The organism is Dokdonia sp. R78006, from assembly GCF_042466145.1.
Lineage (GTDB): Bacteria > Bacteroidota > Bacteroidia > Flavobacteriales > Flavobacteriaceae > Dokdonia.
Window position 1 is genome coordinate 1,839,423 of sequence record NZ_JAXHBU010000001.1, and the last position, 26,755, is coordinate 1,866,177.

Below are 26,755 nucleotides of genomic sequence, written 5' to 3' on the forward strand. Positions count from 1 at the left end.
TAATGTAGAGCCTTTTTTTATGGATTTAAATCACTACGCTATGTATATACGAGATTTAAACGTATTAAGATCTGCAGGTTATAAGAGGATGTTTTCGCGAAAGCGTAATTCTTAGAAAGTGAGAAGTGTATTTGTGTCTATCTCGTAGGGAGTTTTGTTTTGTTCAAATACTCTAGCCGAAAGAGCTCCTTCTAAAGTGATTTTTTTTCCTTCTACTCGAATCCAGCTTCCTTCTCTTATACCTATTACGGGAACCGTATTATAAGCGTGGTATTCCTTTATTCTAGTTTCTCTAGTCTCTCCCATATGGGTAGAGTTTGTGTCTGGATCTAAATAATGCGGATTGATATTAAAAGGAACCATCCCTAGTGTCTTAAAGCTAGGTGGGTAACTTATAGGCATGTCATTTGTAGTTTGCATCGTAAGTCCACAAATATTACTCCCCGCACTAGTTCCTAAGTATGGAATGCCATTAAGTAATACCTCTCTAAGTGGTTGCATCACCGCATTTTTATAGAGCTGGTTTACTAAAACAAATGTATTCCCACCACCTGTAAAAATTCCTTGGGCAACCTTTATAACTTCTGCAGCGTCTTTATAAGTATGAATCCCTATTACCTTTTTATTGATTTTTGAGAATGCTTTCTGAGCAATGGCTGTATAATCGTCATGAGTTATGCCTCCTGGTCGTGCGTATGGGATAAATAATATCTCATCGACACCGGTATATAGTTTTTTAAGGGTAGGGAGTAAATATTCTAGATAAGCACTGCCATGAATAGTGGAGGTGCTTGCTATGATAAGGTTTTTAGACATTGTAAAGCTTTGGGTAAAAATACAAACTAGTGATCATGTGATTGCCAATTAACAAAATTTTAGAGCTGTATTGATTGTTTTTTGGGGTAGTTACAGTTTTCTTTGAAAGGACTAACTGATTGTAAATGAGATTCTTTTTGCTGGTAATGTTTATGTATGGCACCATTTTAAATGGTCAAGAATCTCGTGAAATTACGGGGAAGTTACTTAATATAAATGATGATGTAGGGCAAGTGACAGTAGCCAATATCACAACAAAAAAAGGAACCATCACTAGTGCTAAGGGCACATTCAATATTGAGGTACACAAAGGAGATACACTAATAATTAAAGCACTGCAGTTTAAAACAGAACAACTTACGGTAACTAATAAGATATATAATAGTGGGTTTATTGAAGTGTTTATGACTCCTGATGTGAGCGAACTACAAACAGTTCAATTATCAAATAATGGGCTATCAGGTAATATTAAGAAAGATGCAAAGGAAGTAAAACTTGTAGTTAGACCTAAGGCGCTTGGTGTTAAGAGAAAGCCCATTGCCGTCGAATATCGCAGATTGCATACAGCAACATCAAGACCGCCAGATCAAGTAGGTAGGCAAAATCTTAGGTTAGATGTTTCATTAGATGGAATTATCAATAAGCTTTCTGGAAAGACTAAACGTCTTAAAAGGGCGGTTGAGATTATGGAATATCAAAAAAGGGTTGATCAACTGAGAAACTATTATGCAGATGCTGTTTTTACTAGTTCGCTACAAATACCAGAAGAATACATTGATGATTTTACATTTTGGGTACTTAAAGATGAGGAGCAGTTAAAAGATGTTGATTTAGGGAATAAGCTCAGTACGCTGGAGTATTTACTATCTAAGCAAAAAGAATATAAGATCTTGCTCCTAGCACAAGGTGCGCAACTTAAAGGGAATTAATGAAAAGACTATTACTACTTATAATATCTACTGTTGCCTTTTCGGGATTAGGTCAAGAAGTAACAACCCTTACCGGTACTGTTCTTAACGATACGATAGGAGTAAGTCAACTCAATATTGTCAATCTTACGCTTAAAAGAGGCGCTACCACAAATGCAAATGGAGTTTTTGAAATTCCGGTAAGAGTGCATGACACGATTAATATTAGTGCTGTGCAATATGAGAGTAGACAGATTGTTGTGACTCCAGTAATATATGGTAGAGGCAAGATTTCCTTTTACTTAGAGCCCAAGGTGAATGAACTTGACGAGGTTGTTGTAAGCAATATAACCTTAACTGGTGATTTGTCTAAAGATTTAAATGCTGTTCCTTTGCAAGTTTTTATAGATCCAAGAGACTTAGGTATTCCAGCAAATGCTAGACCTACAATGACTGCCGAAGAACGCAGGTTTTATGGAGCAACAGGAGGTGCAGGCCCACTAGGGTCGCTTATAAATGCGATAACTGGTCGCACAAAAATGCTCAAAAAACAGCTCGAAATTTCAAAATTCAGAGCGTTGGTGGAGGGTAATAGAGATAACTTTAATGACAGTATGTACATCAAGTCACTCAATATTCCTGATGAGCTTATTTTAGATTTTGTTTATTATGTTTTTGAAGATGAGCGAGCAGAGGCAATAGCAAACGAAGGTAATACTTTGGGCTTGCTAGACTTTATGCTCACAAAATCTCCCGTATATTTGAAACTAAAAGCCGCCGAAAGCGTCTTACCTAAAAATGATGAGAACAATGAATAAATATCTATTACTAGCACTATTATTTATGAGTGCGCTTACCGCGGTAAGTCAGGATACGATTATGCTAGAAGGACAGGTTCTTAATGACACTATAGATAAGGCAAATCTTACCATTGTAAACCTCAACATGCGACGCGGTACTATTACCTCCAGTAATGGACAGTTTTCTATAGAAACTCGTCTTAATGATACTATTAATATAAGCGCTGTGCAATATGAGCCAAGACAACTTGTTGTAAATGAGACAATGTATAATCGAGGTAAGATTACCTTATATCTTATTCCAAAAATCACAGAGTTAGATCAGGTAAACATAAGCAATACAGACCTCACAGGAGATATTACTAAAGATATAGGGAGTACAACTTATGAGCGCACAATTACACCCACAGACCTAGGTATTCCAGAAAACACCGCGCCACCGCGCACGGTAGAAGAACGTCGTTACCATACTGCGATCTCTAGTGGAGCAGGGATACCTCTAGATGGACTCATAAACTCCATTACCGGAAGGTTAAAAATGCTTAAGAAGCATATTGAAGTTTCTCGTTTTGAAAAGTTAGTTCAAGAAAGCAGGTACACATTTTCAGATAGTATATATATGAATGAGCTTAATATTGAGAAAGAATATATAGAGGACTTCGTGTATTACACTTTTGAAGATCCAAAAGCTAAGGAACTTGTAGACGCAAATAATGCATTAGGTTTACTCGATTTCATGATAAAAAAATCTGCTGCATATAAAGCCTTGATGAAAAAAGATTAAGCTGTGGCATATTTGTTGACAACGAATAAGTACGCTTTCGCGAAAGCGTAACACATCCATTAATTCCACTATGAAAAAAATCATTCTACTTCTAGTTGTTGCACCTTTAATTATGGCAGCATCAATACATAAGTACTATCTAAGTGTTACAGACCTTAATTATAATGAGGAGGCACAATCCATACAGATAATCACTCGATTGTTTTATGATGATCTAGAAGCTGTAATTCAAGAACGTTATGACACCGATGTTGTTGTAGATGCGGCATCAGATCAAGAAGAGCTTGATAAGTATCTCGTAAAATACTTTCAAAAAAAGATGCTTATTACTGTAAACGGAGAGCAACGCGAGATGAATTTTGTGGGTAAAAAATATGAGGACGACTACGTAGTTTGTTATCTAGAAGTGCTTGATGTTACGGCAATAAATACGTTTGAAATTGAGAGCACATTACTTATGGATGTATTTCCAGATCAGAAAAATATGGTTCACACAACTATAGCTGGAAAAAAGAAAAGCTTTCTTCTTACTGCGGCAAATGCTAAAGGCTTGTTAAATTTTACCAAATAAAGCCTTAACCCCTTCATTGTTTGGCTATTTTTAAGCGATAAAACAAATTCAACAAACTTATGATTCGTTACACGTATATGCTGCTCGCGGCATTTTTACTTCTAGGGACAAGCGCTTTTGCTCAAGAAGAACAAACACAAGAGCGTCCTATGGGACACGAAAACACAAACAGGTTTAGACAACTTTACAATGAGATGTCTACTCCTAATGAGTATAGAACTGCTTCTGGTGCGCCTGGTCACGCGTACTACCAGAACACTGCAGACTATAAAATGTCTATTAACCTTAACGATGATACACAGATTATCCAAGGTTCTGAAACTATTACTTATACAAACAACTCACCAGACGATCTTGAGTACTTATGGGTACAACTTGATCAGAATGTGAGAGAAAAAGACTCTCCGGCAAAGGAGAAAAACGGTGAAGGAGTTGGAGCTGTATCTCAGCCAGGTTCTTTTGTTGGTTCTTTCATGAAAAGTGAACCTTTTGACGGAGGTTTTAAAATCCAAGAAGTAAAAGCAAATGGTCGTGATTTAAAGCACACTATTAACTGGACAATGATGCGTATTGATATGCCACAACCACTTAAGGCAGGAGATACTTATACGTTTTCAATCAAATGGAATTACTTAGTTCCTGAGCACACGGTAGATCGTGCTCGTTCTGGTTATGAAACTTATGCAGATGGTAACAAGGGTTATATTATCGCTCAGTTCTTTCCAAGAATGGCGGTTTATAATGATGTAGAAGGATGGCAGAACTACCAGTTCTGGGGTAATGGAGAATTTGCATTACCATTTGGTAATTACGAAGTAGATATTACAGTTCCTAAAGATCACTTACTTGATGGTACTGGTGAGATTACAAACTTAAAAGACGTTTACAGTAAAGAAGAAATGAAGCGCTGGGAGCAGGCAAAGAAGTCTTACGACAAGCCTGTAATTATCCGTACACAAGCAGAGGCAGAGAAGCTTGCTGCAGGAAATGTAAAAGCAACACAAACATGGAAGCTTAAAGCAGAGAATGTACGTGATTTTGCATTTACATCATCTCGTCGTTATATTATGGATGCACAGGCAGTAAAATTCTCAGAACGTGATGTGATGGCAATTTCTATCTACCCTCCAGAAGGAAACCCATTATGGGAAGAGTATTCTACTAAAGCGATTGTACAAACACTTGATACATACTCAAAATATACATTTAACTATCCTTACCCTAAAGCGATCTCAGTACACGCAAAAGGACAAGGAATGGAGTACCCTATGATTTGCTGGAACTATGGACGTCCTAACGAGGATGGAACATATAGTGACAGAACAAAATTCGGGATGATCTCTGTAATTATACACGAGGTAGGTCATAACTACTTCCCTATGATTGTAAACAGTGATGAACGCCAGTGGGGATGGATGGATGAAGGTCTAGATACCTTTATGCAATTTCTTACAGAGCAAGAATTTGGACAGAATTTCCCTAATGCAATCAAAGGAAATGATGCATACCCGTCTAGACGTGGAGCTCCGTCTAAAATTGTAGGATACATGAAAGGAGATCAACAATATATTGCACCTATCATGTCTAACCCAGAAAATGCGTTTAACCTTGGTGCGAATGCATATGGTAAGCCAGCAACGGCATTAAACATACTTCGTGAGACAGTAATGGGTCATGAGCTTTTTGACCATGCATTTAAAACATATGCTCAACGATGGATGTTTAAACACCCAAGCCCAGAAGATTTCTTCCGTACTATGGAAGATGCATCTGCAGTAGATCTTGATTGGTTCTGGAGAGGATGGTTTTATAGCACAGAAGCTGTAGATATAGGTCTTAAAGAAGTAAAGCAATACTATATTACAGATAATGTAACTGCAGCTGGTAAAGAATTACTTGCTCGTTACGGTGTTACAGATCCTAGCGCTATTGACGCAATCTACGTAGTAGATGAGGATAGCCCAGAGTTTACAGAAGATATGAGAGGTAGAGATATTTTAGAATCTTCATCTACACTTAAAGAGTATCTTATGGATAACTTTACTCCAGAAGAGCGTGCAAAAATCAATACACCTAAGTTCTTATACAAAGTTGTTTTTGAAAAGCCAGGAGGAATCCCAATGCCTATTATCGTAGAGTATGAGTATGCAGATGGTTCTAAGAAAAAAGTAACGTATCCAGCTCAAGTATGGAGAAAGAATGATGCAGAAGTAAGTAAAGCAATCGCATCAGATAAGGAGATCGTAAAGATTACCGTAGATCCAGATCTTGAAACAGCAGATATTGATACTGACAACAACAGCTGGCCAAAAGCTAAAAAGCTAGGTGAGTTTGATAAGTTCAAAAATCAAAATAAAGGATAATACTAGTTTCGCTTTCGCGAAAAAGTGAAAAACTGCTTCTCCATCGAGAAGCAGTTTTTTTTTACTATTATTTTATTAATGGGAAATAATGAAATTTGGATTACTTAAAACCAAGCGTATCACTTGCCGAAATTAATTGCTCTAACGCATTAATTTTGTTTTGTAATTTTTTAAGGAACATATGCTGCTCACGCTCACCTGCAGTATTTATAAATTTACTCTGTTGTAATTGCTCGGTAATGTAAGCATGTGCTTGATTACAAGTTTGACCGTCATAAGTTTGAAAATAACTTAGAAATGTAAAGGGAACGTAAAAGGCCTTTTTATAAGGAGTATTTATTAATACCGTACATAGCATATCTAGAATCAAATAATCTATCGTTATATAACTAATAGAATCACTGTATACTACGCTGCAAATTAGTTAATCACGTTTCAATTCAATAAGTATGATGTTTACATCAAGAAGCGATTTAGTATACATCTGTTGTAGTTGTTCTACATATTTCTGAGCAGTTTCAATAGTTCCAGATATTGTTGCTTTTCCACGCTTTCGCGAAAGCGTGCCTATTAAAAGTTAATATAGAGAAGGAAAATATGTAGTTGTTATTGAAGAGTAAAATCAATTTTTAAAAAGATCTTATGCATCCATTCCTTCAATTTTCTCTACAGTTTCTCTAAAGAGACCTAGTAAGAATTTCAATTTTCCAGCATCACCTGAAGCGCTGAATCTTTGGTTCTCAATTTTCACACCGTACCAATCATCTTTACTGTTTTCATTGAGAATCCATGGGATGGTGATCATAGCTAAAGAGGTGTTTGAAACGTCAATCTCTAGCTCCCATCCAGGGTTATCTAATGTTGTGATCTGGATAACTTCTCCTTGTTCCCAGTCGCCATCACAATTTCCTTTGAACCAATCTTGTATCCAGTCTATTATCTCCATGTTGTTTTTTATAAGTGGTTATTGTTGTTGAGCTGTGCGGCGATAAGGGTGAGTAAATAGGTTTCTCTCACGATAGACATTCCCTGTTTGCCACTAGTTGCTATCGTATGTTGGTTGTGAGCAATCGCCTCTTCAATGTCTATCCAAACAGCCTTCATTCCATTGCCTTTCTCGTAATCTTCCAGGCTTGAATCTCCTAGCGTTTCATTAATCTCACAAGTGTAGCAATATGAAATCATGTGCTGCACATCATAATCTGCTTTGTACCAAGGTCTATATTCTTCATAAATCCCGAAGGGTTTTATGTTTTGTATTCCCGTTGCACCAGTTTCTTCGTTGAGTTCTCTCATCATCCCAACAATCATATCTTCTCCTTCATCAAGACCTCCACCGGGGAGACTGTAATCCTCATATCGCTCAGTATACATGAGTAAGATGCGGTTACCTTGTGTGGTAATACTTCTCGTGCTCAACCGCTGTAAAATTTTTTTATTATCTAGCGTGGTGATATCAGGGTGAAAGTGAGTTTTTAAATGTCGCACAAAATGTAATTCAATGAACTTGCAAAAATAAGAACTGAATCCTACGCAAAGCGGCTTTTATGAAGTAAAATGACTTAGCGCTAGGGAGTTTGAAAGAAAAGATTACCGACCCCTAATTAATATTAAATAAAAAGAGAGGTTCACTTAATCACAAGTAGACCTCTCTTTTCTTACTGTAATAAGTTTGTACTATAATGCTGCTTTCTTGTAATATTTTTTACGCAACCAGAAGGAAACCCGCACCAGTAATATCAACGCCGGCACTTCTACTAGCGGACCAATAACGCCTGTAAATGCTTGTCCAGAATTAAGCCCAAACACTGCAATAGCTACTGCAATTGCTAGCTCAAAGTTGTTTCCTGCTGCTGTAAACGCTACAGCTGTTGTTTTGTCATAATCAGCTCCAGTAGCTTTGGTCACAAAGAAACCTATGATAAACATCAATGTAAAGTATATGAGCATTGGGATAGCAATAATTACCACGTCCATAGGTATTTGAACAATGAGCTCCCCTTTAAGTGAAAACATCACAATAATGGTAAAAAGCAATGCAATTAACGTCAATGGTGATATGGTTGGGATAAAAGTATTTGTATACCAATGCTCTCCTTTTAGTTTGACTAAGATAAGTCGGCTCAAGATACCTAGTAAAAAGGGCAGTCCTAAATAAATGGCTACGCTCTCTGCTATGGTTGCAATAGAGATGTCAATAATGGCACCTTCAAAACCAAAGTAGGGTGGAAGCACCGTTATAAACAACCAGGCATAAAAGCTATATGCAAACACTTGAAACACGCTGTTAAGCGCGACAAGCCCTGCGCCATACTCGCTACTCCCTTCTGCAAGATCATTCCAGACTAGTACCATGGCGATACATCTCGCCAGACCTATTAAAATAAGCCCGACCATATATTCAGGATAATCTCTCAGGAATGTAATCGCTAGTATAAACATCAACATTGGACCTACAATCCAGTTAAGTAATAGGGAAATAGAAAGAATCTTTGTGTTTTTAAACACCTTAGGTAAGAGTGCATAATTGACTTTGGCAAGCGGCGGATACATCATTAATATTAATCCTATCGCGATAGGGATGTTGGTTGTTCCGCTGTTAAATGAGTTTATGACATCTGGAAATGAAGGAATAAAATATCCTAAACCAACGCCTATAGCCATCGCTACAAAAATCCAAAGCGTAAGATTTCTATCTAAAAAATTTAATTTCTTTGGTGCCATGTTATGCTTTTATTTGAGAGAATACAAATAGTAATTCGGTTGCGATTTGTAGACTTCGTTCTTGATATTTTTGTGCTTGTTGCGGAGTATTATCAAACGCTTTTGGGTCATCATATGTAATAGGAAAACGTTTTTCTGCACCTGGCACAAAAGGACAGCCTTCATCTGCTTGAGAGCAGGTCATGATTGCTCCAAACATACTACTAGGGTTGAAAGCATGATCCATTGTTTTTGAAAATCCGATTACTGGCTGCTCATTGCTTCCATATTTGATGCTGTACACTGGGTTGTCAGATGGTGAGATAACAGCTATTTGAAAACCGGCACCCTCAAGTGTTTGTGCTGCCATCGGGAAGAGCACCGTTGCTTCCGTACCACCAGAATAGCAAGACACGTTTGATATATCAAAATAGCCTGCCATTGCCTGCGCCCATACTTGCGACAGGTGACTCCTACGTGAGTTGTGAGTACAAATAAAATTAAGTCTAATGGCTTCTTTGTTGGAAGCCTTAGACTGTATATAATCTGCTAGTGGTTGCAAGACTGCTTTACGCTCCTCAGATATCGAAGCAGTTGATAATCCTTCTATTGTTGTTACTATTTCTGGAAATAGTTCCGTTCTATTTATAGCCATGATGACAATGTTTATAAGAGATTTACTAGCAACATCCGCTACCTGGTTCACAAGAACTTCCTGCTGGTATATCAGCAAATTGTAGCTTGGTCTTTTCCTCAGGAATACCGCAGTTATCTTTTGCAAGGCAATCTGTTTGCTTACTTGTGAGTAAAAATGAAGTGCCATCAAAGTCAAGCCCAAATTTCCCTATCGTTTCTGCTTGGTACTCTACCTCAATCTCAAGATCTCCTATGTGTAACATCTTTTCAGAAAGTTGGATGATATCTAGTAACTTTCCTGGGTGAAGTCTGTGATCATAATCATCTGCATTCCAAAGTTGGAAATTTGCAACCTCTTCATAACGTACGGTACCTCCACAGTCAATAAAGTTTTTAGTGACTTTTCCCACTTCTGTAACGTGAAAGTGATTAGGAACTAAAGATCCATTTGGCAACTGGAAAGAAATTGTTTTTAACTCTTGTAAAGCTGTTTTAATTTGTGATAGTTTCATAATGCTATTTGTTTATTGCGATAATACGATTAATAAAAGTAATTTTTTTTAGCAGCACTCTCCGCTACTCTTAAGATCTTGGTCAAGAAAAGCTGTCATTACATTTTTCATGGCGGTCCAGTTTTCTTTATCTATACAGTAGCACACACTCGTACCTTCTACATTTCCTTTAATGAGACCTAAAAGTTTAAGTTCCTTTAAATGCTGTGAGATGGTAGGTTGCGCAAGTCCTATTTCGGCAACTAGGTCTCCACATACACAAGAATCTATTTTAAATAAATGCTGTAGTATTGATACTCTAGCTGGATGACCAAAAGCTTTGGCAAAAAGAGAAATCTCATTTTGCTCATCTGTAAACATTTCAGTTTTTGCTAATCCCATGATTGACTTATTTGTTGATTGCAATATTACGATTAATTAATGAGGTGATATTTAATTGTGTGTTAATTTTTAATTATCTCTTTGCGAACATCTCCATTTATCCAAGTATAGATAAATGTTGTTTAGCTTCTCTTTGCGCGGACATCTCCCTAAATCCCTCTTCAAAGAGGGACTTTTTATTTGTTTTGTGGGTTGCATTTTGCTCTTGACAGAGCAAGGGTTCTTTGTTTTTATTTATGGTAAGTTGTTATTGAGTTTCTCTTTGCGGACATCTCCCTAAATCCCTCTTCGAAGAGGGACTTTGTTTTTTTTCTTGTGTGGGTTGCTTTTTGCTCTTGACAGAGCAAGGGTTCTTTGTTTTTATTTGTGGTAAGTTGTTATTGAGCTTCTCATTGCGGACATCTCCCTACATCCCTCTTCAAAGAGGGACCTTTTATTTGTTTTGTGGGTTGCTTTTTGCTCTTGACAAAGCAAGGGTTCTTTGTTTTTATTTATGGTAAGTTGTTATTGAGTTTCTCTTTGCGGACATCTCCCTAAATCCCTCTTCGAAGAGGGACTTTTTATTTGTTTTCTTATGAGTAGTAATTTTAGAGTTTACGCTTTCGCGAAAGCGTGTTACTTCAATGCTAACATCGAATTTACCATAACGATATTTTAATCCAACGTATCTGATGGGTTGCAGGTGAAGGATAGATGTTAGTACTTTGAGCTTTATAAACGTTTTAAATGTCAAAAGATAATCTCTCGGTAAAAGCTAAAAAACCATGGCCTACTAAAAAGGCGATGGAGCAGGTGTATGATTTGAAGCTGTGGGGAGCTGGAGCTTCTTCGTTTTACTCTGGTGAAGGATCGCACCATCCTGAGATTGTTGTTCCATATGTGGAGGCAGTTACGGCATTTCTTAGCTCTTTCGAAGAACCTCTTGCAGTGTGTGATCTAGGTTGTGGAGATTTTAATATAGGTAGCAAGCTAGTTCCTTACGCGCAGAAATATACAGGTGTAGATATTGTCGCGGCGCTTATTGATCACAATAAAGCTACGTTTAAAAATGAGCAGCTTAGTTTTGAATGTATCGACATTGCTACAGATGCACTTCCTGAGGGCGATTGTGTGATTTTGAGACAGGTATTACAACATTTATCTAATCGTGAGATAGCGAGTGTTGTACAAAAGTTGGCTTCCTTTAAATATATAATTCTCACAGAACATCTGCCTAATGGTGATTTTACACCTAATCAAGATATTATTTCTGGTCAGGGGACTAGATTAAAAAAGAATAGCGGTGTCCAGCTGCTCATGTCGCCTTTTAATATGAAGGCTGTGAGAGAGCGAGAGCTGAGTGTTACGCTTCCAACTGATGGTAAAGGACGAATTGTAACTACACTTTATACGATGTACTAATCTTTAGTTCTAAAGGATTTTCCGCGTGGGGCGTTGTTTTTTTCAAGTACTGTAGGAGAATGTAAATAAGCAGCTGCCTTTGAGGAATCGGTTACTTTTGAGGCGGTGCGTTCTAGCATGCTTTCTTCAAAAGTGTTGAGTACATTTTGTCGTAATCCTCTTTCTTGCCAGTTTGAGCAAGGCTTGCAGCCTGCTGAGATTGCTCTGGCTAGCGCCAAGGCATCAAGAAGTGCTTGGTTTGCTCCTTGTCCTTTAAAAGGGCTCATGGGGTGTGCAGCGTCGCCTAGCAAGGTGATTGCTCCAGCATTTTGTAAAGTTTCAGGTTTTAATAGTGCCCTGTCGTAAGCAGGATAGCCAGAAATTAAGGCTTCTGGAGTCATCGCCATGATTTGTGGGATAGGGTCATGCCATTGTGTTCTCTTGATAGCCTCTTTTTTAAGTACTGCGGGACCTGCAGTATTTAACGCCATTGCTTCTTGCTCTGAGATGGGGAAGCTAAGCTGCCACATGATGGCATCTTTATCATAAGGCATCATATAGATGCGCTCGTGACCATTTGCCGTTTGAAAAACTGTTGCTTGATCTAGTAGGGTACTTTCAATATCTCCTAGCTTTACAAGTGAACAAATACCAAGAATCACTATACAATCTAGGTATTGCAATGGTGACGTTTTCTCATCTATAACGGTATTGCGCACTGCGCTGCGTATGCCGTCTGCGCCTACAATGAGATGGGCGTTTGTGGTTTTAATATTTCCATCTACTTGAAATTTTATTTCTAAAGTTCCATTTTGAGCACTGCTATGCTCCACATATTGATGTCCCCATTGTACGTGTGGCGAGTCGCCCAGTTGTTCTAGCAACGCATGTCGCAATGATTGCCTAGCTATGTGAATGTTTGTGCGCTTCGGGCTTGCATCATCTTCTTCTTCCATCCATTTTCTCATGCCCCATTCTCCTACGACGGTTCCTTCTGGAGTATGAACGAGATGCCTAGTGGATACAATTCCCTCATCTAACTGAGTGATTCCAAAACCTTCGATTGCCTTGCTCGCTTGTTGCAAGGTAAGGCCGTAGCCTTGCGACCGTGCGTCAAAACTCTTATCACGTTCATATAGTGTAAACGGAATCCCACGATGTAAGCAAGCCACCGCTAGCGCTACACCACCTATGCCAGCACCTATAATTGCCACATGAGGATAGTGCTCTGTATCTGGTGATGGTGGAGATGGTGCTGGGATGATACCGGAGCCGTTACATGCAATGCATTTGCTTTGGTGTCTTTTTGGTCGAGTAGGAGCGATGCCTTTTTTATCTGATTCCTCATAAGCCGCAACCGCTCGCTGGTAGGCTAATCGTACTTTCTTGCGAAGTCGCTGACTTTTGCTTCCCTGGCCATTACACGCAGTACAGGCGGTCCAACTTGGATTTGTAGGTGATGAGGTGTTCACTCGTTTGGGGTAGTTATTTCTGTGCTATTTACTGCTTTGTTTTTTTCTTGACAGTCGTAGCCTTTGTATTTGTTCTTTGTTGCATCATTAATTTTCCGCCAGGGGTAACACCAGCTTTATGCTCTAGGCCAGGTTTCTTTACCATTGCCCTGTTCTTATGTCTCAAGCGCTCAGAAACTCTTCTGTAATAGTCCTGCTTTTGTAGGTTTTCTTCTAGATTATTGATGTAGTTGTTTAAAACAAAATCTGGATTATCAACATGCTCACCTTGATTAGCAGTTACTCCATGAAATGTGGTTTCAAATTCTTGTTGAAATTGAGCAACCCTTGCCGTTATCAGCGCAGCTTCTAGTGCATTTATTTGCGTTATAAGCGGATTGTTTTCCGCATTAGGTAAGGGTTTACTACTTGGGTTTCTGTTAGAGATAATTTCAACTCCGGTAGATGGATTGCTATCTTCCGTACGCATTTGTCTTATAGATCCTTCGTCTAGTGCTGCTTGAGCTTCTGCTACGCCATTACCAAGTTTTAACTTATTTGTTGTGTTGCCCACTTCCACAACGGGTGGGAATTTTACGATTTCCTCGATATATACGCCTGGTGTCTTAAAGCCGCGCAAGTGCTTGATGTAGCCATTAAAAACATCATCCTTTGTAGCGAAACTAGATACATCTTGTGATAAGAAAGAATCTTGAAGTTGCATTGCCTCCATATCTTTGAGATCGTTCTCTAGTGCGTTGATTTTAGCAATAAGCGGATTGTTCTCAGGGTTAGCAATAGGCTCAATACTTGACGTTCTATGCGCTATCTTTTTTAAATATACCGTATTACTTTCAGGCTTAGGCTTAGCATCTTGCTTATTTTGAGTAAATCCAACTGCAGTAACCATGAGTGCGAGTACTAACGATATTTTCTTCATAGTAGTGATGTATAATGACCCAACTATCAACATTGAGATAGTTTCAGGGTAGGTTTGACACGTGTCTAGTGATCGACTTTGGGTTAAAAGTATGGAAAATTAAATCGTGAGACGTTGTGATGTGGGGAATCACGCTTTCGCGAAAGCGTACTCATTCCCCATAAGCTCTTATGAAATCGATATGTAATGGTAGAAAACAGTTGGTTATGCTGTCGCTGAAGAGTCCCTGTTTTTCTGGTAATACCACACGATGAGGATAATTGTAATCACCTGAAAAATGATAGAAAATATGGATCCTTCAAAACCGAAAAGGCCGCCGTTGAGTAGGTTGTTTTCTGTGATGCTAATTTTAATAAGGTGATAAGAATCAATACCACTTACATTGAAACCAAATAAGGTCTGAAAAAGGTTCCAGCTCAAATGCAGCGCAATAGGAAACCATAAATTCTTAGTGTACACATAAGAAATTCCTAGCAAAATACCGGCTAGGAATAAGTTGGCTAGTGCAAACATATCTACGTTAGGATTTCCTGCGTGAAGCAATGAAAATAGCAGCGCCGAAACAATAAGAGCGATGTATTTATTAAAAGAAATCATCAGGTTGCGCAGTACGTAACCACGCAGCAGCGCCTCTTCCAATATCGCAATATTCACAAACGTGAGGATAGCATACAGCAGCTGTGTAGCGTCCCAATGGAAGCCCTTAAATTGAATTTGGCTTAGTGATAACATGATAAAATAACCCAGCGCCATGATTGCCGCGCCTATAAGTAGACCAGCGATGATGTCTTTCTTTCTGTTTTTTAGCGCAAAACCTAACTCAATAAATGGTTTTCTATCCACAAATTTTATAAAAATCCATATCACCATAAACGTCCCAATGAGGGAAAATATGGAGCCTACGTATAACTGGAAAGGAGATTTTTGGGTAGGAATCTCATTATAATCTATACCAATAACATAGTAGCCTATAAGTTGAATGATGGCAACAATAAATATATAGGGAAGGATAATGGCAAGTACTCGTATCCAGCCTACGTGCTTATTTATGGGTGGTTGAGGTGTGGTGTTTTGGGGCATTTAGTTATTGATTGATGATGTTGTATTTTAGTTTTTCGAAGGCATTGCTTTATCTATTTTTCCTTCAAGTCGGATAGTCTCTGCTTGAATCAATGGTTTTAAATCGAAGCTCTTAACCTTATTGATATACTCTTTTGCCTCATTATAATTCTTATTAGAAAATTCAATATCAGCGAGATTTAATAGCACGATAGATTGGTTGTTTTCTGTTCTTAAACCATTTTCTAATGCTTGAGTTAAATAATGATGGCTTTTGTCTAACTCTTGCTTGTCCAGAGAAATAATTCCTTTGGTAAAATAATAAAACCCTTTGTGCTCTTTTGAAAGGCGATCTGGGTTTTTAACTTTAGAAATTAATGCTTCAGCTTTTTTTAAATCATTCTTTTTCATTTGCTGAAATGCCGCATACACTGTCCCATATTTGAAATACCCGTAAATAAAAAGACCACTTGCTAATAGCATCATTGACATATTTACAAAATCATCTTTATAGTAAAAATAAATGGCTGCCATTAAACATGTTGCCGTTAATATAATCCGAACTAGAGGTGTGAACATTAATTATAAATTTATACAAACATATTACTTGATTAGAGTTTATGAAAAAATCTCCATCTAAATATAACATAGCATTAGTGCTTTAGATGGAGATTCATTAATGAAAATAAAAGTGCCCAGGTATCTGATTTTAATTGATAGAGGGTATTCTTGAAAATAATTTTAAAGTTTAGATAAGATATCTGCCTTTTTATTATCAAACTCTTGTTGACTAATTAAGTCCTGCTCTAGGAGTTGTTTTAATTTTTTGAGATTGGCAATTGGGTCATCACTATTGTTGTCATTTTGATTATTATCTGCACTTGGAGAGTTTACTATGATTCCACCGCCAGCCTTCGCTCTTGAATTTTCTAATTCTCTTTGTCTTCTGTACTCATCCATTTCTTCTTCCCTCTCTTGCGCATAACGATAAAGTAAACGGGCTTGTGATTTAGGTAAATAATCTAAAGAGAGAATACCTCCACCTTTCAGCTTTTTTACAGTAAATGTTGCACCAAGAATTCCTTCTTTCATATGGCAATCTGAAATTTCTTTCCACAATAAATCTTGAAAATTCATTGAAAGACCAAACGATTTAGGACGACAGAAAATGATTCTTTTATTTGTTAGTGCAATTGAGTCTGGTGATAAATTTACAGCCGGTTTTTTTTGAACTGCAACATATTCTACCGTTTCATCTTTAGTTAATAATTCACTGATTCTACCTAAAACTTTTTCAACAGTTTTTGGGTCTTGAGATTCGTTTAAAAATTTTTTTAAGTCCATTTGTTTTAAGTGAATTTTAAACTCCATTTCATTTCATCTTACTCTGATTCAAGTCAAAACTGTATCGTAGTAGATTCAAATTGTTGAAGTTGTAAGTTTATAAGGAACTAAATTAATAGCTTGATTTTGATTTGTTTTACGGTCAACCTCATTCTGCCTAAATTTTATAGTTTGTTTCTTTCAACTTCTATTTCAGCGCAACAAAAAAGCTATCCTTTTATGGATAGCTTTTTTGTCTGTTGAGTTATATGTTTTATAATTAGCGAGCCTCCGACTCAGAGTAAATAGTTAGCTAACAGTAGTAAGTCCTTTTATCTTCTCTTAAAGATTAAACTCCTTTAACTACCAACTACCAACTACCAACTACCAACTACCTCGGCATAAACCTAGATGGATCCTCCTTTTCTTTACGGATACGTTCTTTTTCAAGGGCGCGTAGGCGTTCTTCTTCTGGTGTGATTTCTGGAACTGGTGCGGCAGCTTTTTTCTTTGTGCTTGTTTTGATGCTTTTAGGAGCTGTTTTAGTGACCTGAGTTGGGTCCTTAAGTGTCTTTGTGCTTTTTATGGTAGCAATCAAGGAGATTAATAATATGATAGCGAGCACTCCCCAAACAATCCCAATGAGTAGTTCAGAAATAGAGCTGCCTTTTTCCTTTTCTGCCGCGATGGCTTCATACGGATCTGCAGCGATGATGCTAGGGTCATCGCTTAGGTAGTAGATGTTGAGTTTGCTAGTATTAGGTACAGCGTTGAGCGTGATTTTACCAGTGTAAGACTTGCCATTGAGATTAAACCTATAGTCAAACTTATAAAGCTTGACCACACTTGCCACCGTGGACTCTGTATATTCATTTGATAAGCTTGCAGTGACAACGGTGTTCTCACTAATCATTTGTTCTAGTTCGCTTATTTTATACTCATCACCACCATTTATATAGTCTGAAACGCATGTTTTGGCTAGTACAATAAACAAAATCATAAATACGATTCTGTATAAAAAGGATTTTGATTTTTCAAACATGAGGTGGTGGGTTTGGGGTTGTGAAGTATAGGAGGGTTTGTTTTATAACTCTGTCCTTTATTGGCAACTGGCTTTATTTATCATTCATAAAATTCCCAATTGTTTCCCAGTTTTTGTCTTTAATTAGTTCATAACTGAAAGAACGTTTTAAATTTTCTTTTTCGATTTCTCTTTTTAGCCACTTATCTATTTTATTTTTGTCTCGAACGTATAGATATATATCCAAATGATTACTGTTAAACAAATGTCCAACATTATGAACTGGTGAAATTTTAGATAAATTTTCAACTAATTCATTTTCAAGTTGATTAGCAAGTTCACTTTCATCATCTAAAGGAAGACCGTTTGGATTGCATTTTTCAATATTCAATTCCATATTTATTATCAAACTCCAAGGATAGAAAGACTTTTCTTCATAGTCTTTATAACCTCTATTAAAAGCTCCAATTGCAAGACTTCCATCAGAATATTTAGCTTTTATAACTCCTAAATTTTCTACAGGATAAGTCACTTTAAAATCCTCTTTTTTTGAATCCTTGCAATTCCAGAATAAACCAAAAATTCCCATTATTAATATTATAATTCTACTTTTCATTTATTGTCTTTTTTTTAATTCACGCCAACGGCTTGTGTATGAAACGTAGCACTAAAAATAAGCTCTTAAAACAAGCCTTTGCTATCGTAAAATCAGGAAGACCTTATGATGAAAATCATAGATCAGGATCAGCCTAAAAGCATGTGCTGAGCTCAGTTGAAGTAGGCTTGTTTTTTAACTCAGTTCTTTGTTACCAGCTGGCTATTTTATATGTTTATATCTTTCTGAACGCATATTAAAAGCTTTTTCACTTCCTTCCATAACGTCACAAATTTCTTTTTTAATTGTCGGTTCTTCAACTGTTCCAGAATATAGAACTTCTAGATTCTTACTTTCAGAATCCATTGATAAAATATATTCAGCATCTCCATTTACTGGAATATTTGCATTATGGGTAACTACTATGATTTGCCTATTTTCTTTAGCTTGTTTTAAGCGGTCAACAATTAATTCATATACTAATCTATTGTCTAAATCATCTTCTGGTTGGTCTAATAAAAGAGGTGTATTACCTTGAGAAAGAATAAAAGTCAAAATCGCTGTTGTTTTTTGACCTGCTGATGCTGTAGATAATGGCTTAAATGTAGACGAACCCGAAGGTTTGTATTGTACATCAATTTCATCTTCGGGAATTAGTAACTCAATTTCATCAATTTGAGATTCGGACATTCCCTTGACTAAATTCACAAAGTACCCACTAACATTTGTTACAGTTTCCTCTTTTTTAATTTTTAAAAAGATTTCGCGAACATCTTTAATTTTATGCTCAACATTACCATTAAAGCAAATGTTAACCAATGAATCGATATCAGTTTCGAAACCAGTCCATCTTTGGGTAATAGCTCTAATTTTATTTACAAAATCAGTTTTATTTCTAAATTGTCTAATTGAAACTTTTACTTTATCATCTTGCATTAAGTCAGCTACAAAATTTCTTCTCAAGACAGTAATGTCTTTAGTCTTTTGTAAGAATTGATTTTGTAGATTTCCTCTTTCAGCTATTTCAGTGATTAGACTTAGTTCAATAGTTATTATTTTTTCTAGCTCTAATTCTTTTGCTTTTTTAGCTTCTGAAAGTTTTTCATAATTAGAAATGTCATCAATTCCTTGAGTTTCTAATTCAATTTTTTTAGCGTTGAAATCAAGATTGTTTTGGTCGAAATCTTTTTTCCAGTTTGTTAAAGGTAATGAGGTGTTAAAGTCGGTTCTTAATTTCTCAGCTTTTTGTTTTAAAGCCTCTATTTCACGCTTGACTTCTTCATAACCTTCAACAACACCTTTACTTAATGGCGAAATTTCGTCAGAATACTTTGTGTCAAATTCTGTAAAATCAATTTCATCTATCTTAAGAGTATTGGAAAGATTTTCGATTTCATCTTCATTGTTTTTTGCTTCTAGAATAAATTCATCAATAGTCTTTTTTTGACTTGTGAATTTATTTTTTGAAGTTAGTAATGAAGCTATACCACTTTGTTGTAATAATTTAATCCGAGCGTCTAAATCTGTTATTTCAGTTTGTAGTTTTCCTTTTCCTGAAATTTGTTGTCTTATTGTTCTTATAGAGGCTGATTTCTCTAAAAACTCTTTTTTGATTATTTCTCTCTCATTTACAAGAGATTCCATTCCAGATATAGATTTATCAATTCTCTCTCTTAATGAATTAGGTTCTTGAGCTATTTCATAAATCTGTTTTTGAGAATATTGCTCATATTTAAAAAAGTCAATAAATGATTCAGCTTCCTCCAAAATCCAATCATCTGTTTCTGAATCGTATTTCTGAATAATGATTGTTTGATTAACTGAATTAGATATATCGCTTGCTATTATTTTATAAATAATACTATTTCTTATAAACTCTATTTCAATTGAAGAGTCTTCCTTGATAACACCTTTTTGAGTTCTAGTATCAAAACTTTTATAAAAGTGATTGTGGTCTTGAAGAATTTCTGTTAAATCGGCTAAATCATTTGTACGATTAAACAAGCCTCGAATAAATCTCAAAATACTTGATTTTCCACTACCACGACCTCCAATAATCGTAGTTAATTGTGGGTTGAAATCTATTTTTAGTGGAATGTTGTCTTTTGTTATTGTTGAATTAGAAACCGTAATAGATTTAATCCACAAGTCTGGAAGATTATAAGGAGAATTAGGCGAATTAAAATCATTCTTAATTCTGAAATCAGGTAATAAAAAGGCTTGTCTCAAACCTTCAAGTGAAGGCGTGTCACCCATTTTAATCCAAGTAAACCTAGTTCCAATTCCATCTAAGCCGTGTTTAGAGTTTTTTGGTGCGTGTGGGTTGTCGGAGAAAGTTACAATAGCTTTTTTAGATTCTAAGGCGTATTTTATAGAAGTGTACCATTCTTTAATCGTTGAATCTTCGACTGAAGGTGTTGGATAATTATAATAATCGTTCAACTTTACTTTCAAATCTACATTACCTGTCGTTTGTAAAGAAGGGTCTAAAAAATCCTTATGAACTACTTGAACCGCATTTATCTCATATTCGGCATATAGTTTTTTTAAATTCCCAACACTTACAGAGCCAAGTCCGTTGTATTCGTCAATATGTGCAGGAATTACTAAAGCACCATCTTTTATCGCTAATTCGGATATTTCAAAAATGCTAGAAATGGTTGCCGCCTCTTGTTTCCCAAAATCTTCTGCTTTGATATTCGCTCTAACAAGAAAATCTCTTATGTCCGCAGTAGTTTTAGTTATGTCAAAAATTATAAGCAAATGAACCTTACTTGCATCACAAGTTATTTCAACCCCTGGAAAGATTGTCAATGAAGTGTCTTTCGCAGCTTCTTTTATTTCATCAATACTTGCTCCTGTATTATGGTCAGTAACAGCAACACAATTCAAACCCTGATCAATAGCTCTGTCAACCCATTGTTGAGCGGTTACAGTTTGGTCTTCAAAACACTTACTTGCAGTTGTGTGTAGATGTAAATCACATTTAAACCATCTACTCCCTTTATAATTTAATTCTGTCATTTAGTTTGTGTTTTTTGCTTGCTGGTAACTAGCATATAACAGCAAGTTTACTATTTATGGCCTGTAAGCCTTGTAAAACTGTATACTAGTTAGTTGTTTTAGTTTATAGGTTATATCTCGTTATTAGCTATATACAATCAACTGTGTAATCAACTACTCTACAGCTCACTAAAATACACCACTATAACCTATCTCCTTTACGCATTTCCTCATTATGGTCAATTTTTTACAAGTTATTTTTATTGATGCCTTGGAAAGTGTTGTAGTTGCTCACATTTTCGCGAAAGCGTACCACAAAAAAAATCGGCTACCCTGTGAAGGATAACCGATTTTATGTGATTAATCAGAGATTAGTATGTGATTTTAATTTGTTTTGGTGACATCATCATAGCGAAGTTCGATTATCTTTTTGAAGTAATATGCTCCCGCAATTAGGATTAATTTAAGTTTATGATATTTAAATCTTTATCCATAGCTCCAATAAATGTTTTAAAAACCGAATAATTATTTTCGTCTATGATATAGCTTGAACTATAACCAGATGCAAAAAATATCTTGTTATCATTGAGAACTAAATTAGGTGTTGCTTTACCATTGAATTTTATGGATTTAATTAAGTTAGCATTAAGATCATATTTGTGCATATAATCCTTTGAAGAAATTATAAAACCTTCATTTTCTAGAGCCAGTAGACTCTGGACGCTACTTTGCGTAGGCAAATCTGACTTAATTAACTCATTACCTTGAGCATCGATGAGTCTAAATTCATTGTGGCTGTATAAAACATAATTATTAGTTGCAATTTTGGCTATGTTAAAGGACGCATTGAGATTATCATTGTCAATGGCAGCGATTGATGTATTTTCATATGTTACGTGACTTACATACTCGTAGTCATTATTTAAAAAGATAATTAGAGGTCTATAGTTTTCAAAAGTATTGAAGTCTATCGGGTCTGTTATACCTCCAAAGGCTATAAATCCATCATCTGTCTTTTCAAGGTTTCCAATAAATCCTTGCTCTATTTCATTGTACGTTTTTCTTTCTAAAATGATCCCCATATTATCACGAATATCAATTGAAGGACTCTTATATAAAGAAAAATCTGGGTCATTTGAACTGAAGTTTCTATAAGCACCGTAATATAAATAGTTGTCATTATCTTCAAGAACACCGTATAGCACTCTATAAGTGTTATTTTGAGTGCTTTGTGGTTGTAAACTAGAATTTAGTTTTACCTCTTTTAATCCTAATATAGATTGTAAAGACCTTGTTGAGTAAAACAACTTTTCATCATTACTGAGAGTACTTACAAAAGCATGACCAGAGTTATAACTTTTATTAGCTATATATGACTTATTAAAAGTATTATCGCTAAAATCAATTTTTACATAGTTAAATCTACCTGAGCTAGCTGCAAAAATGTTCCAGAAATTTTCAATATAGTAAAATGAATTATCTGAAAAACCAAAATTTATAGGGAAGATGTTGTCACCTTCAAGTACCGGTGCATAGAGATAATTTTCTTCAATGTCATTAACTCTTACGATTTGAGTTGTAATTTTTATTGCACCACTACTTGATGTTACTTTTAATTTAACTGTGTAAACACCGGACTCTTGATATGATACCAATGGTGCATCGTCAGTACTTGTAGTTCCATTTCCGAAATCAAATTCAAAAGAGCTGGCTCCAACTGAACAGTTTGTGATTTGAAATTCTTCCCCCACCTCTAGGGTGTCATTTGAAACATCGAAACAAGCGATTAATTGTTCTTCAGGCTGCTCACTTTCATCATTACTACATGATAAAAAAAGTAAAAAAATGGAAGCTAATAAAGTGATTTTTTTCATTCTTTAAATATTATAATTACTGATTTGAATTTGTTGATGTGACGCTGCTTTTAAAGAGAACAGCATAAAGCGATGGCTAAAATATATATTCTATTTGTTTTATGATTACGTATTTCCTCATTATAGCTTCATTTCTATAAGTTATTTTTAATGATGCCTTGGGGAGTAAGGTGGTTGCCATATTTTCGCGAAAGCGTAGTGCAAAAAAAAATCGGCTATCTTGTAAAGGATAGCCGATTTTGTGAGATTATAATTAATAAGCTTTTTCTTTAATCTTTTATACCGTCAAAGAACCAATATTCATTGCGATTTACTAATTCTACAACAAAGTCCTTTGCATCTTCCGTAGAGCTACTGTCAACTAAAGAGGTTAAAACAAAGGCCTTATTTTTTTCTATCCTTACATTTTTCACCTCAATGCTGGTATCCTTAGATTCAGCCATAAGTTCAGCAAATTTCCTATGGGCTTTTCTATTGGAAATCAAGTTTATTTCGGGGAAGTATGAAAACATCAGAAACAATGAATGTGCGTCACTATAATCTTTTAAATATGGATCGTTAAAATATTTTAAGTCAGAAAATTTTCCGCTTGTAACTGATTCAAAAAGGTAGAGAACGACATCCTTTGGCGATTTTTGTAAAGGATAAACATATGCTTTATTGCTTTCTGCCGATGCTACATAGTTTTGTACGTTTTTTTGCATTGTAACAAAAACCTCTCTATTACTTTTTGCCTCAATAATATCTTTTTCATTTTGTACGGAATCATACCTATAACTATATCTTGAGTTACCACTAAGCGCATTTTCTAATGCATTAGATGTTTTAGCGTCAGCTTTAGATAGTATATCTTCTAGTTCCTTATTTCTTTGATCAATGCCGTCTTGTAAAAAGTACTTTTCTAATTGATCAGTGATATCAATTTTTTTACCTAGACTTTTTTGAATTGAACCGCTAGAATCTTTATTAGCATTTGAGTTGATATCGCTTTTACAGCTTAAGTTTAAGGCTAAAAGAATGAGTAATAGTTTTTTCATAATTTATTGACGATTTTAAATATTATAATTAGTGATTTGAGTTTACTGTTGCTATGGTGCTTTTAAAAAACAGCATAAAACGAGGGCTAAAATATATATTCTGTTTGTTTTATGATTACGTATTTCCTCATTACAGCCATATTTATACAAGTTATTTTTAATGATGCCTTGGGAAGTGTTGTGGTTGCTCACATTTTCGCGAAAGCGTACCACAAAAAAAATCGGCTACCCTGTGAAGGATAACCGATTTTCTATAATTGACTAGTGTAAGTGTTTAATGACTTACAGCTATATAAGAATTAATCTCTCTTACGATCATCTCTTCTAGGTGGACGACGGTCAGAGCTGCTGCGCTCTCTAGGAGCTGGAGCTACATAACCTTCTGGTTTCTCAAGTAATGCTTTACGAGAAACTTTTTCCTTACGAGTACGCTTGTCTATACCGAAGTATTTTACGTCAAGCTCGTCACCCATAGAAACTACGTCAGAAGCATTTTCTGTACGTTCCCAAGCAAGCTCAGATACGTGAAGAAGTACTTCGTTACCTGGAGCGTCAAGATATTCTACTACTGCACCAAAATCTAGCATCTTGATTACTTTCACCTTGTACGTATTACCTACGACTGGCTTAAATGTAATTGAGTCTATCTTTGCAAGTACGGCGTTGATACCTTCTTGACCTGTACCTAAGATTTCTACAATACCTTCTTCTGTTACTGGATCTTCGTTTATAACGATAGTAGTTCCAGTTGCTTTTTGAAGTTCTTGTATTACTTTTCCTCCTGGGCCTATTAATGCACCAATGAATTCATTAGGGATACGTACACCTACCATCTTAGGAGCGTAGTCTTTTACATCCTCACGTGGAGTTGCAATAGTCTCTACAATCTTATCAAGTATGTGTAAACGACCATCTCTAGCTTGCTGTAATGCAGCTACAAGAATCTCGTATGATAATCCTTTTACTTTAATGTCCATCTGGCAAGCAGTAATACCGTCTGCCGTACCTGTTACTTTAAAGTCCATATCTCCTAAGTGATCTTCATCTCCAAGGATATCAGAAAGTACTGCATACTTTCCAGAAGCACCGTCAGATATAAGTCCCATTGCGATACCAGAAACTGGCTTCGTCATCTGGATACCTGCATCCATCATTGCCATAGTACCTGCACATACTGTTGCCATAGATGAAGAACCGTTTGATTCTAACACCTCAGACACCACACGTACTGTATAAGGACAATCTGCTGGGATCATTCCTTTAAGACCACGTTGCGCAAGGTTACCGTGACCTACCTCACGACGTGAAGTACCACGTATAGGTCTTGCCTCACCTGTACAGAAAGGAGGGAAGTTATAGTGAAGGTAGAAGTTTTCTTCTCCTTCATATGATGGCATATCTATTTTATTTGCATCTCTAGAAGTACCTAGTGTTACTGTAGCAAGTGCCTGAGTTTCTCCACGTGTGAAGATTGCAGATCCGTGTACAGACGGTAAGTAATCTATCTCACTCCAGATAGGGCGTATCTCTGTAGTCTTACGACCATCAAGACGAAGTCCTTCGTTAAGTGTAAGATCACGTATTGCAGCCTTTTCGGCAGCACGGTAATACTTAGATACAAGTCCACCAAAGTCTTCAAGTTCTTCCTCAGAAAAAGTTGCTTTGATTTCTTCTTTAATTTCTTTAAAAGCAGCGCTACGCTCATGCTTTGCAGATCCGGCTTGTGCGATTGCATATACCTTATCATACGCCATGTCGTGTACCTTTTGCTTAAGGTCTGCATCTTCTCTTTCGGCTGGGTACTCGCGTACTTCTTTTTTACCAAAAGCTTCTGCAAGACGAAGCTGTGCAGCACACTGTACTTTAATGTGGTCGTGAGCAAATTTAATTGCGTCTGCCATTTCTTCTTCAGAAATTTCATCCATCTCACCTTCTACCATCATCACAGAGTCTGCCGAAGCTCCAATCATCATATCGATGTCAGACTCTTCTAGCTGTGCTCTTGTAGGGTTAATGATAAACTCACCGTTTACACGTCCTACTCTAGCCTCAGAGATAGCACACTCAAATGGGAAGTCAGATAATTGGATGGCAGCACTTGCTGCAAGACCTGCCATTGCATCTGGCATAACGTCGTCATCATGAGACATTAACTGAATCATCACCTGAGTTTCAGAGTGGTAATCTTTTGGGAATAATGGACGTAATACACGATCCACAAGACGCATTGTTAATACTTCACCGTCAGATGGACGAGCTTCTCTCTTAAAGAAACCACCTGGGTAACGACCTGCCGCTGCAAACTTCTCACGGTAATCTACCGTAAGTGGTAAGAAGTCAAGATCTTTTTGTTCGTAGTTTGATACTACAGTACAAAGCAACATACACTTTCCAGACTGTACTACTACAGATCCGTGTGCTTGCTTTGCAAGTTTTCCTGTTTCGATAGAGATTTCTCTTCCATCACCAAGGTCGATGACCTCTTTGTAAACCTTTGGAATCATAAAATTTGTTTTTCACCTCGATCTATGTCGAGATATTCTCACGTGCAAAGGATTATTGTAATCCCGCTTTCGCGAAAATTGTTAATGGTAGAAC

25 protein-coding genes are annotated in these 26,755 nt (G+C 36.4%); 6 read left to right on the plus strand and 19 right to left on the minus strand.

Annotation, left to right across the window (positions count from 1 at the left end; genetic code table 11):
* Positions 1-111: 111 nt before the first annotated feature.
* A complete protein-coding gene (pepE, locus tag SJY37_RS08200) occupies positions 112-816 on the minus strand; it encodes a dipeptidase PepE (protein WP_379952970.1) in 705 nt (234 codons plus the stop codon).
* A gap of 125 nt (positions 817-941) precedes the next feature.
* Between pepE and SJY37_RS08205 the strand changes: the two genes are divergently transcribed.
* The 5 genes from SJY37_RS08205 to SJY37_RS08225 all read left to right on the plus strand — a co-directional run bounded on the left by SJY37_RS08205 (position 942) and on the right by SJY37_RS08225 (position 6,242).
* Positions 942-1,745, plus strand: coding sequence for a hypothetical protein (locus SJY37_RS08205; RefSeq protein ID WP_379952971.1), 804 nt, complete (start codon positions 942-944; stop codon positions 1,743-1,745).
* Positions 1,745-2,542 (plus strand): carboxypeptidase-like regulatory domain-containing protein, encoded by a 798-nt coding sequence (locus tag SJY37_RS08210; protein WP_379952972.1) that lies wholly within the window; start codon positions 1,745-1,747, stop codon positions 2,540-2,542. The genes SJY37_RS08205 and SJY37_RS08210 overlap by 1 nt, the downstream gene beginning before the upstream one ends.
* A complete protein-coding gene (locus SJY37_RS08215; protein ID WP_379952973.1) occupies positions 2,535-3,308 on the plus strand; it encodes a hypothetical protein in 774 nt (257 codons plus the stop codon). Before SJY37_RS08210 ends, SJY37_RS08215 begins: the two co-directional genes overlap by 8 nt.
* Positions 3,309-3,378: 70 nt before the next feature.
* Positions 3,379-3,879: a DUF6702 family protein gene (locus tag SJY37_RS08220; RefSeq protein ID WP_379952974.1), complete on the plus strand. Its 501-nt coding sequence runs from the start codon at positions 3,379-3,381 to the stop codon at positions 3,877-3,879.
* Positions 3,880-3,938: 59 nt separating this feature from the next.
* Positions 3,939-6,242, plus strand: a complete 2,304-nt coding sequence (locus tag SJY37_RS08225) for a M1 family metallopeptidase (protein WP_379952975.1) — start codon at positions 3,939-3,941, stop codon at positions 6,240-6,242.
* Between the two features lie 100 nt (positions 6,243-6,342).
* On the opposite strand, the gene SJY37_RS08230 is transcribed toward SJY37_RS08225, so the two are convergent.
* The 7 genes from SJY37_RS08230 to SJY37_RS08260 form a co-directional block, all read right to left on the minus strand.
* Positions 6,343-6,612, minus strand: a complete 270-nt coding sequence (locus SJY37_RS08230; RefSeq protein ID WP_379952976.1) for a hypothetical protein — start codon at positions 6,610-6,612, stop codon at positions 6,343-6,345.
* Positions 6,613-6,882: 270 nt separating this feature from the next.
* A complete protein-coding gene (locus SJY37_RS08235) occupies positions 6,883-7,188 on the minus strand; it encodes an immunity 53 family protein (protein ID WP_379952977.1) in 306 nt (101 codons plus the stop codon).
* Between the two features lie 8 nt (positions 7,189-7,196).
* Positions 7,197-7,661 (minus strand): NUDIX hydrolase, encoded by a 465-nt coding sequence (locus SJY37_RS08240; protein ID WP_379952978.1) that lies wholly within the window; start codon positions 7,659-7,661, stop codon positions 7,197-7,199.
* A 258-nt stretch (positions 7,662-7,919) separates the two neighbouring features.
* Positions 7,920-8,966, minus strand: a complete 1,047-nt coding sequence (arsB, locus tag SJY37_RS08245) for an ACR3 family arsenite efflux transporter (RefSeq protein WP_379952979.1) — start codon at positions 8,964-8,966, stop codon at positions 7,920-7,922.
* Between the two features lies 1 nt (position 8,967).
* The gene (locus tag SJY37_RS08250; RefSeq protein WP_379952980.1) at positions 8,968-9,600 is read right to left on the minus strand and encodes a low molecular weight phosphatase family protein; all 633 of its coding nucleotides are present in this window, start codon (positions 9,598-9,600) and stop codon (positions 8,968-8,970) included.
* Positions 9,601-9,625: 25 nt separating this feature from the next.
* Complete coding sequence (locus tag SJY37_RS08255) at positions 9,626-10,093, minus strand: DUF6428 family protein (RefSeq protein ID WP_379952981.1); 468 nt, start codon at positions 10,091-10,093, stop codon at positions 9,626-9,628.
* A gap of 48 nt (positions 10,094-10,141) precedes the next feature.
* Complete coding sequence (locus SJY37_RS08260) at positions 10,142-10,474, minus strand: metalloregulator ArsR/SmtB family transcription factor (RefSeq protein ID WP_339848068.1); 333 nt, start codon at positions 10,472-10,474, stop codon at positions 10,142-10,144.
* A gap of 726 nt (positions 10,475-11,200) precedes the next feature.
* On the opposite strand from SJY37_RS08260, the gene SJY37_RS08265 reads away from it, so the two are divergent.
* Positions 11,201-11,875, plus strand: coding sequence for a class I SAM-dependent methyltransferase (locus tag SJY37_RS08265; RefSeq protein WP_379952982.1), 675 nt, complete (start codon positions 11,201-11,203; stop codon positions 11,873-11,875).
* Here SJY37_RS08265 and SJY37_RS08270 read toward each other — a convergent pair.
* The 11 genes from SJY37_RS08270 to SJY37_RS08320 all read right to left on the minus strand — a co-directional run bounded on the left by SJY37_RS08270 (position 11,872) and on the right by SJY37_RS08320 (position 26,661).
* Positions 11,872-13,326 (minus strand): FAD-dependent oxidoreductase, encoded by a 1,455-nt coding sequence (locus SJY37_RS08270; protein ID WP_379952983.1) that lies wholly within the window; start codon positions 13,324-13,326, stop codon positions 11,872-11,874. The genes SJY37_RS08265 and SJY37_RS08270 overlap by 4 nt on opposite strands.
* Positions 13,327-13,354: 28 nt before the next feature.
* On the minus strand, positions 13,355-14,245 hold the full coding sequence (locus SJY37_RS08275; protein WP_379952984.1) for a hypothetical protein: 891 nt from the start codon (positions 14,243-14,245) through the stop codon (positions 13,355-13,357).
* Between the two features lie 204 nt (positions 14,246-14,449).
* A complete protein-coding gene (locus SJY37_RS08280) occupies positions 14,450-15,325 on the minus strand; it encodes a CPBP family intramembrane glutamic endopeptidase (RefSeq protein ID WP_379952985.1) in 876 nt (291 codons plus the stop codon).
* A gap of 27 nt (positions 15,326-15,352) precedes the next feature.
* Positions 15,353-15,838, minus strand: a complete 486-nt coding sequence (locus tag SJY37_RS08285; protein ID WP_379952986.1) for a hypothetical protein — start codon at positions 15,836-15,838, stop codon at positions 15,353-15,355.
* Between the two features lie 207 nt (positions 15,839-16,045).
* Entirely contained in the window at positions 16,046-16,675 is a 630-nt protein-coding gene (locus tag SJY37_RS08290; RefSeq protein WP_379952987.1) for a PH domain-containing protein, read from the minus strand.
* 343 nt (positions 16,676-17,018) lie between these two features.
* The gene (locus SJY37_RS08295) at positions 17,019-17,627 is read right to left on the minus strand and encodes a hypothetical protein (protein WP_379952988.1); all 609 of its coding nucleotides are present in this window, start codon (positions 17,625-17,627) and stop codon (positions 17,019-17,021) included.
* 115 nt (positions 17,628-17,742) lie between these two features.
* Positions 17,743-18,264 (minus strand): DUF695 domain-containing protein, encoded by a 522-nt coding sequence (locus tag SJY37_RS08300; protein ID WP_379952989.1) that lies wholly within the window; start codon positions 18,262-18,264, stop codon positions 17,743-17,745.
* Positions 18,265-18,465: 201 nt separating this feature from the next.
* Entirely contained in the window at positions 18,466-21,267 is a 2,802-nt protein-coding gene (locus SJY37_RS08305; protein ID WP_379952990.1) for a TrlF family AAA-like ATPase, read from the minus strand.
* Positions 21,268-21,704: 437 nt separating this feature from the next.
* The gene (locus SJY37_RS08310; protein ID WP_379952991.1) at positions 21,705-23,120 is read right to left on the minus strand and encodes a PKD domain-containing protein; all 1,416 of its coding nucleotides are present in this window, start codon (positions 23,118-23,120) and stop codon (positions 21,705-21,707) included.
* 269 nt (positions 23,121-23,389) lie between these two features.
* Entirely contained in the window at positions 23,390-24,157 is a 768-nt protein-coding gene (locus SJY37_RS08315) for a hypothetical protein (RefSeq protein WP_379952992.1), read from the minus strand.
* A 299-nt stretch (positions 24,158-24,456) separates the two neighbouring features.
* Positions 24,457-26,661, minus strand: a complete 2,205-nt coding sequence (locus tag SJY37_RS08320; RefSeq protein ID WP_379952993.1) for a polyribonucleotide nucleotidyltransferase — start codon at positions 26,659-26,661, stop codon at positions 24,457-24,459.
* Positions 26,662-26,755 lie beyond the last annotated feature (94 nt).

Excerpts from the sequence above, each read along its gene's own strand:
- SJY37_RS08320 (WP_379952993.1), bottom strand. The coding sequence starts at position 26,661 with ATGATTCCAAAGGTTTACAAAGAGGTCATCGACCTTGGTGATGGAAGA.
- SJY37_RS08215 (WP_379952973.1), top strand. The coding sequence starts at position 2,535 with ATGAATAAATATCTATTACTAGCACTATTATTTATGAGTGCGCTTACC.
- SJY37_RS08235 (WP_379952977.1), bottom strand. The coding sequence starts at position 7,188 with ATGGAGATAATAGACTGGATACAAGATTGGTTCAAAGGAAATTGTGAT.
- SJY37_RS08285 (WP_379952986.1), bottom strand. The coding sequence starts at position 15,838 with ATGGCAGCCATTTATTTTTACTATAAAGATGATTTTGTAAATATGTCA.
- SJY37_RS08305 (WP_379952990.1), bottom strand. The coding sequence starts at position 21,267 with ATGACAGAATTAAATTATAAAGGGAGTAGATGGTTTAAATGTGATTTA.
- SJY37_RS08315 (WP_379952992.1), bottom strand. The coding sequence starts at position 24,157 with ATGAAAAAACTATTACTCATTCTTTTAGCCTTAAACTTAAGCTGTAAA.
- SJY37_RS08280 (WP_379952985.1), bottom strand. The coding sequence starts at position 15,325 with ATGCCCCAAAACACCACACCTCAACCACCCATAAATAAGCACGTAGGC.
- SJY37_RS08295 (WP_379952988.1), bottom strand. The coding sequence starts at position 17,627 with ATGATTTTGTTTATTGTACTAGCCAAAACATGCGTTTCAGACTATATA.
- SJY37_RS08265 (WP_379952982.1), top strand. The coding sequence starts at position 11,201 with ATGTCAAAAGATAATCTCTCGGTAAAAGCTAAAAAACCATGGCCTACT.
- SJY37_RS08225 (WP_379952975.1), top strand. The coding sequence starts at position 3,939 with ATGATTCGTTACACGTATATGCTGCTCGCGGCATTTTTACTTCTAGGG.
- pepE (WP_379952970.1), bottom strand. The coding sequence starts at position 816 with ATGTCTAAAAACCTTATCATAGCAAGCACCTCCACTATTCATGGCAGT.
- SJY37_RS08220 (WP_379952974.1), top strand. The coding sequence starts at position 3,379 with ATGAAAAAAATCATTCTACTTCTAGTTGTTGCACCTTTAATTATGGCA.
- SJY37_RS08210 (WP_379952972.1), top strand. The coding sequence starts at position 1,745 with ATGAAAAGACTATTACTACTTATAATATCTACTGTTGCCTTTTCGGGA.
- arsB (WP_379952979.1), bottom strand. The coding sequence starts at position 8,966 with ATGGCACCAAAGAAATTAAATTTTTTAGATAGAAATCTTACGCTTTGG.
- SJY37_RS08255 (WP_379952981.1), bottom strand. The coding sequence starts at position 10,093 with ATGAAACTATCACAAATTAAAACAGCTTTACAAGAGTTAAAAACAATT.
- SJY37_RS08275 (WP_379952984.1), bottom strand. The coding sequence starts at position 14,245 with ATGAAGAAAATATCGTTAGTACTCGCACTCATGGTTACTGCAGTTGGA.
- SJY37_RS08290 (WP_379952987.1), bottom strand. The coding sequence starts at position 16,675 with ATGGAGTTTAAAATTCACTTAAAACAAATGGACTTAAAAAAATTTTTA.
- SJY37_RS08205 (WP_379952971.1), top strand. The coding sequence starts at position 942 with ATGAGATTCTTTTTGCTGGTAATGTTTATGTATGGCACCATTTTAAAT.
- SJY37_RS08300 (WP_379952989.1), bottom strand. The coding sequence starts at position 18,264 with ATGAAAAGTAGAATTATAATATTAATAATGGGAATTTTTGGTTTATTC.
- SJY37_RS08310 (WP_379952991.1), bottom strand. The coding sequence starts at position 23,120 with ATGAAAAAAATCACTTTATTAGCTTCCATTTTTTTACTTTTTTTATCA.
- SJY37_RS08250 (WP_379952980.1), bottom strand. The coding sequence starts at position 9,600 with ATGGCTATAAATAGAACGGAACTATTTCCAGAAATAGTAACAACAATA.
- SJY37_RS08260 (WP_339848068.1), bottom strand. The coding sequence starts at position 10,474 with ATGGGATTAGCAAAAACTGAAATGTTTACAGATGAGCAAAATGAGATT.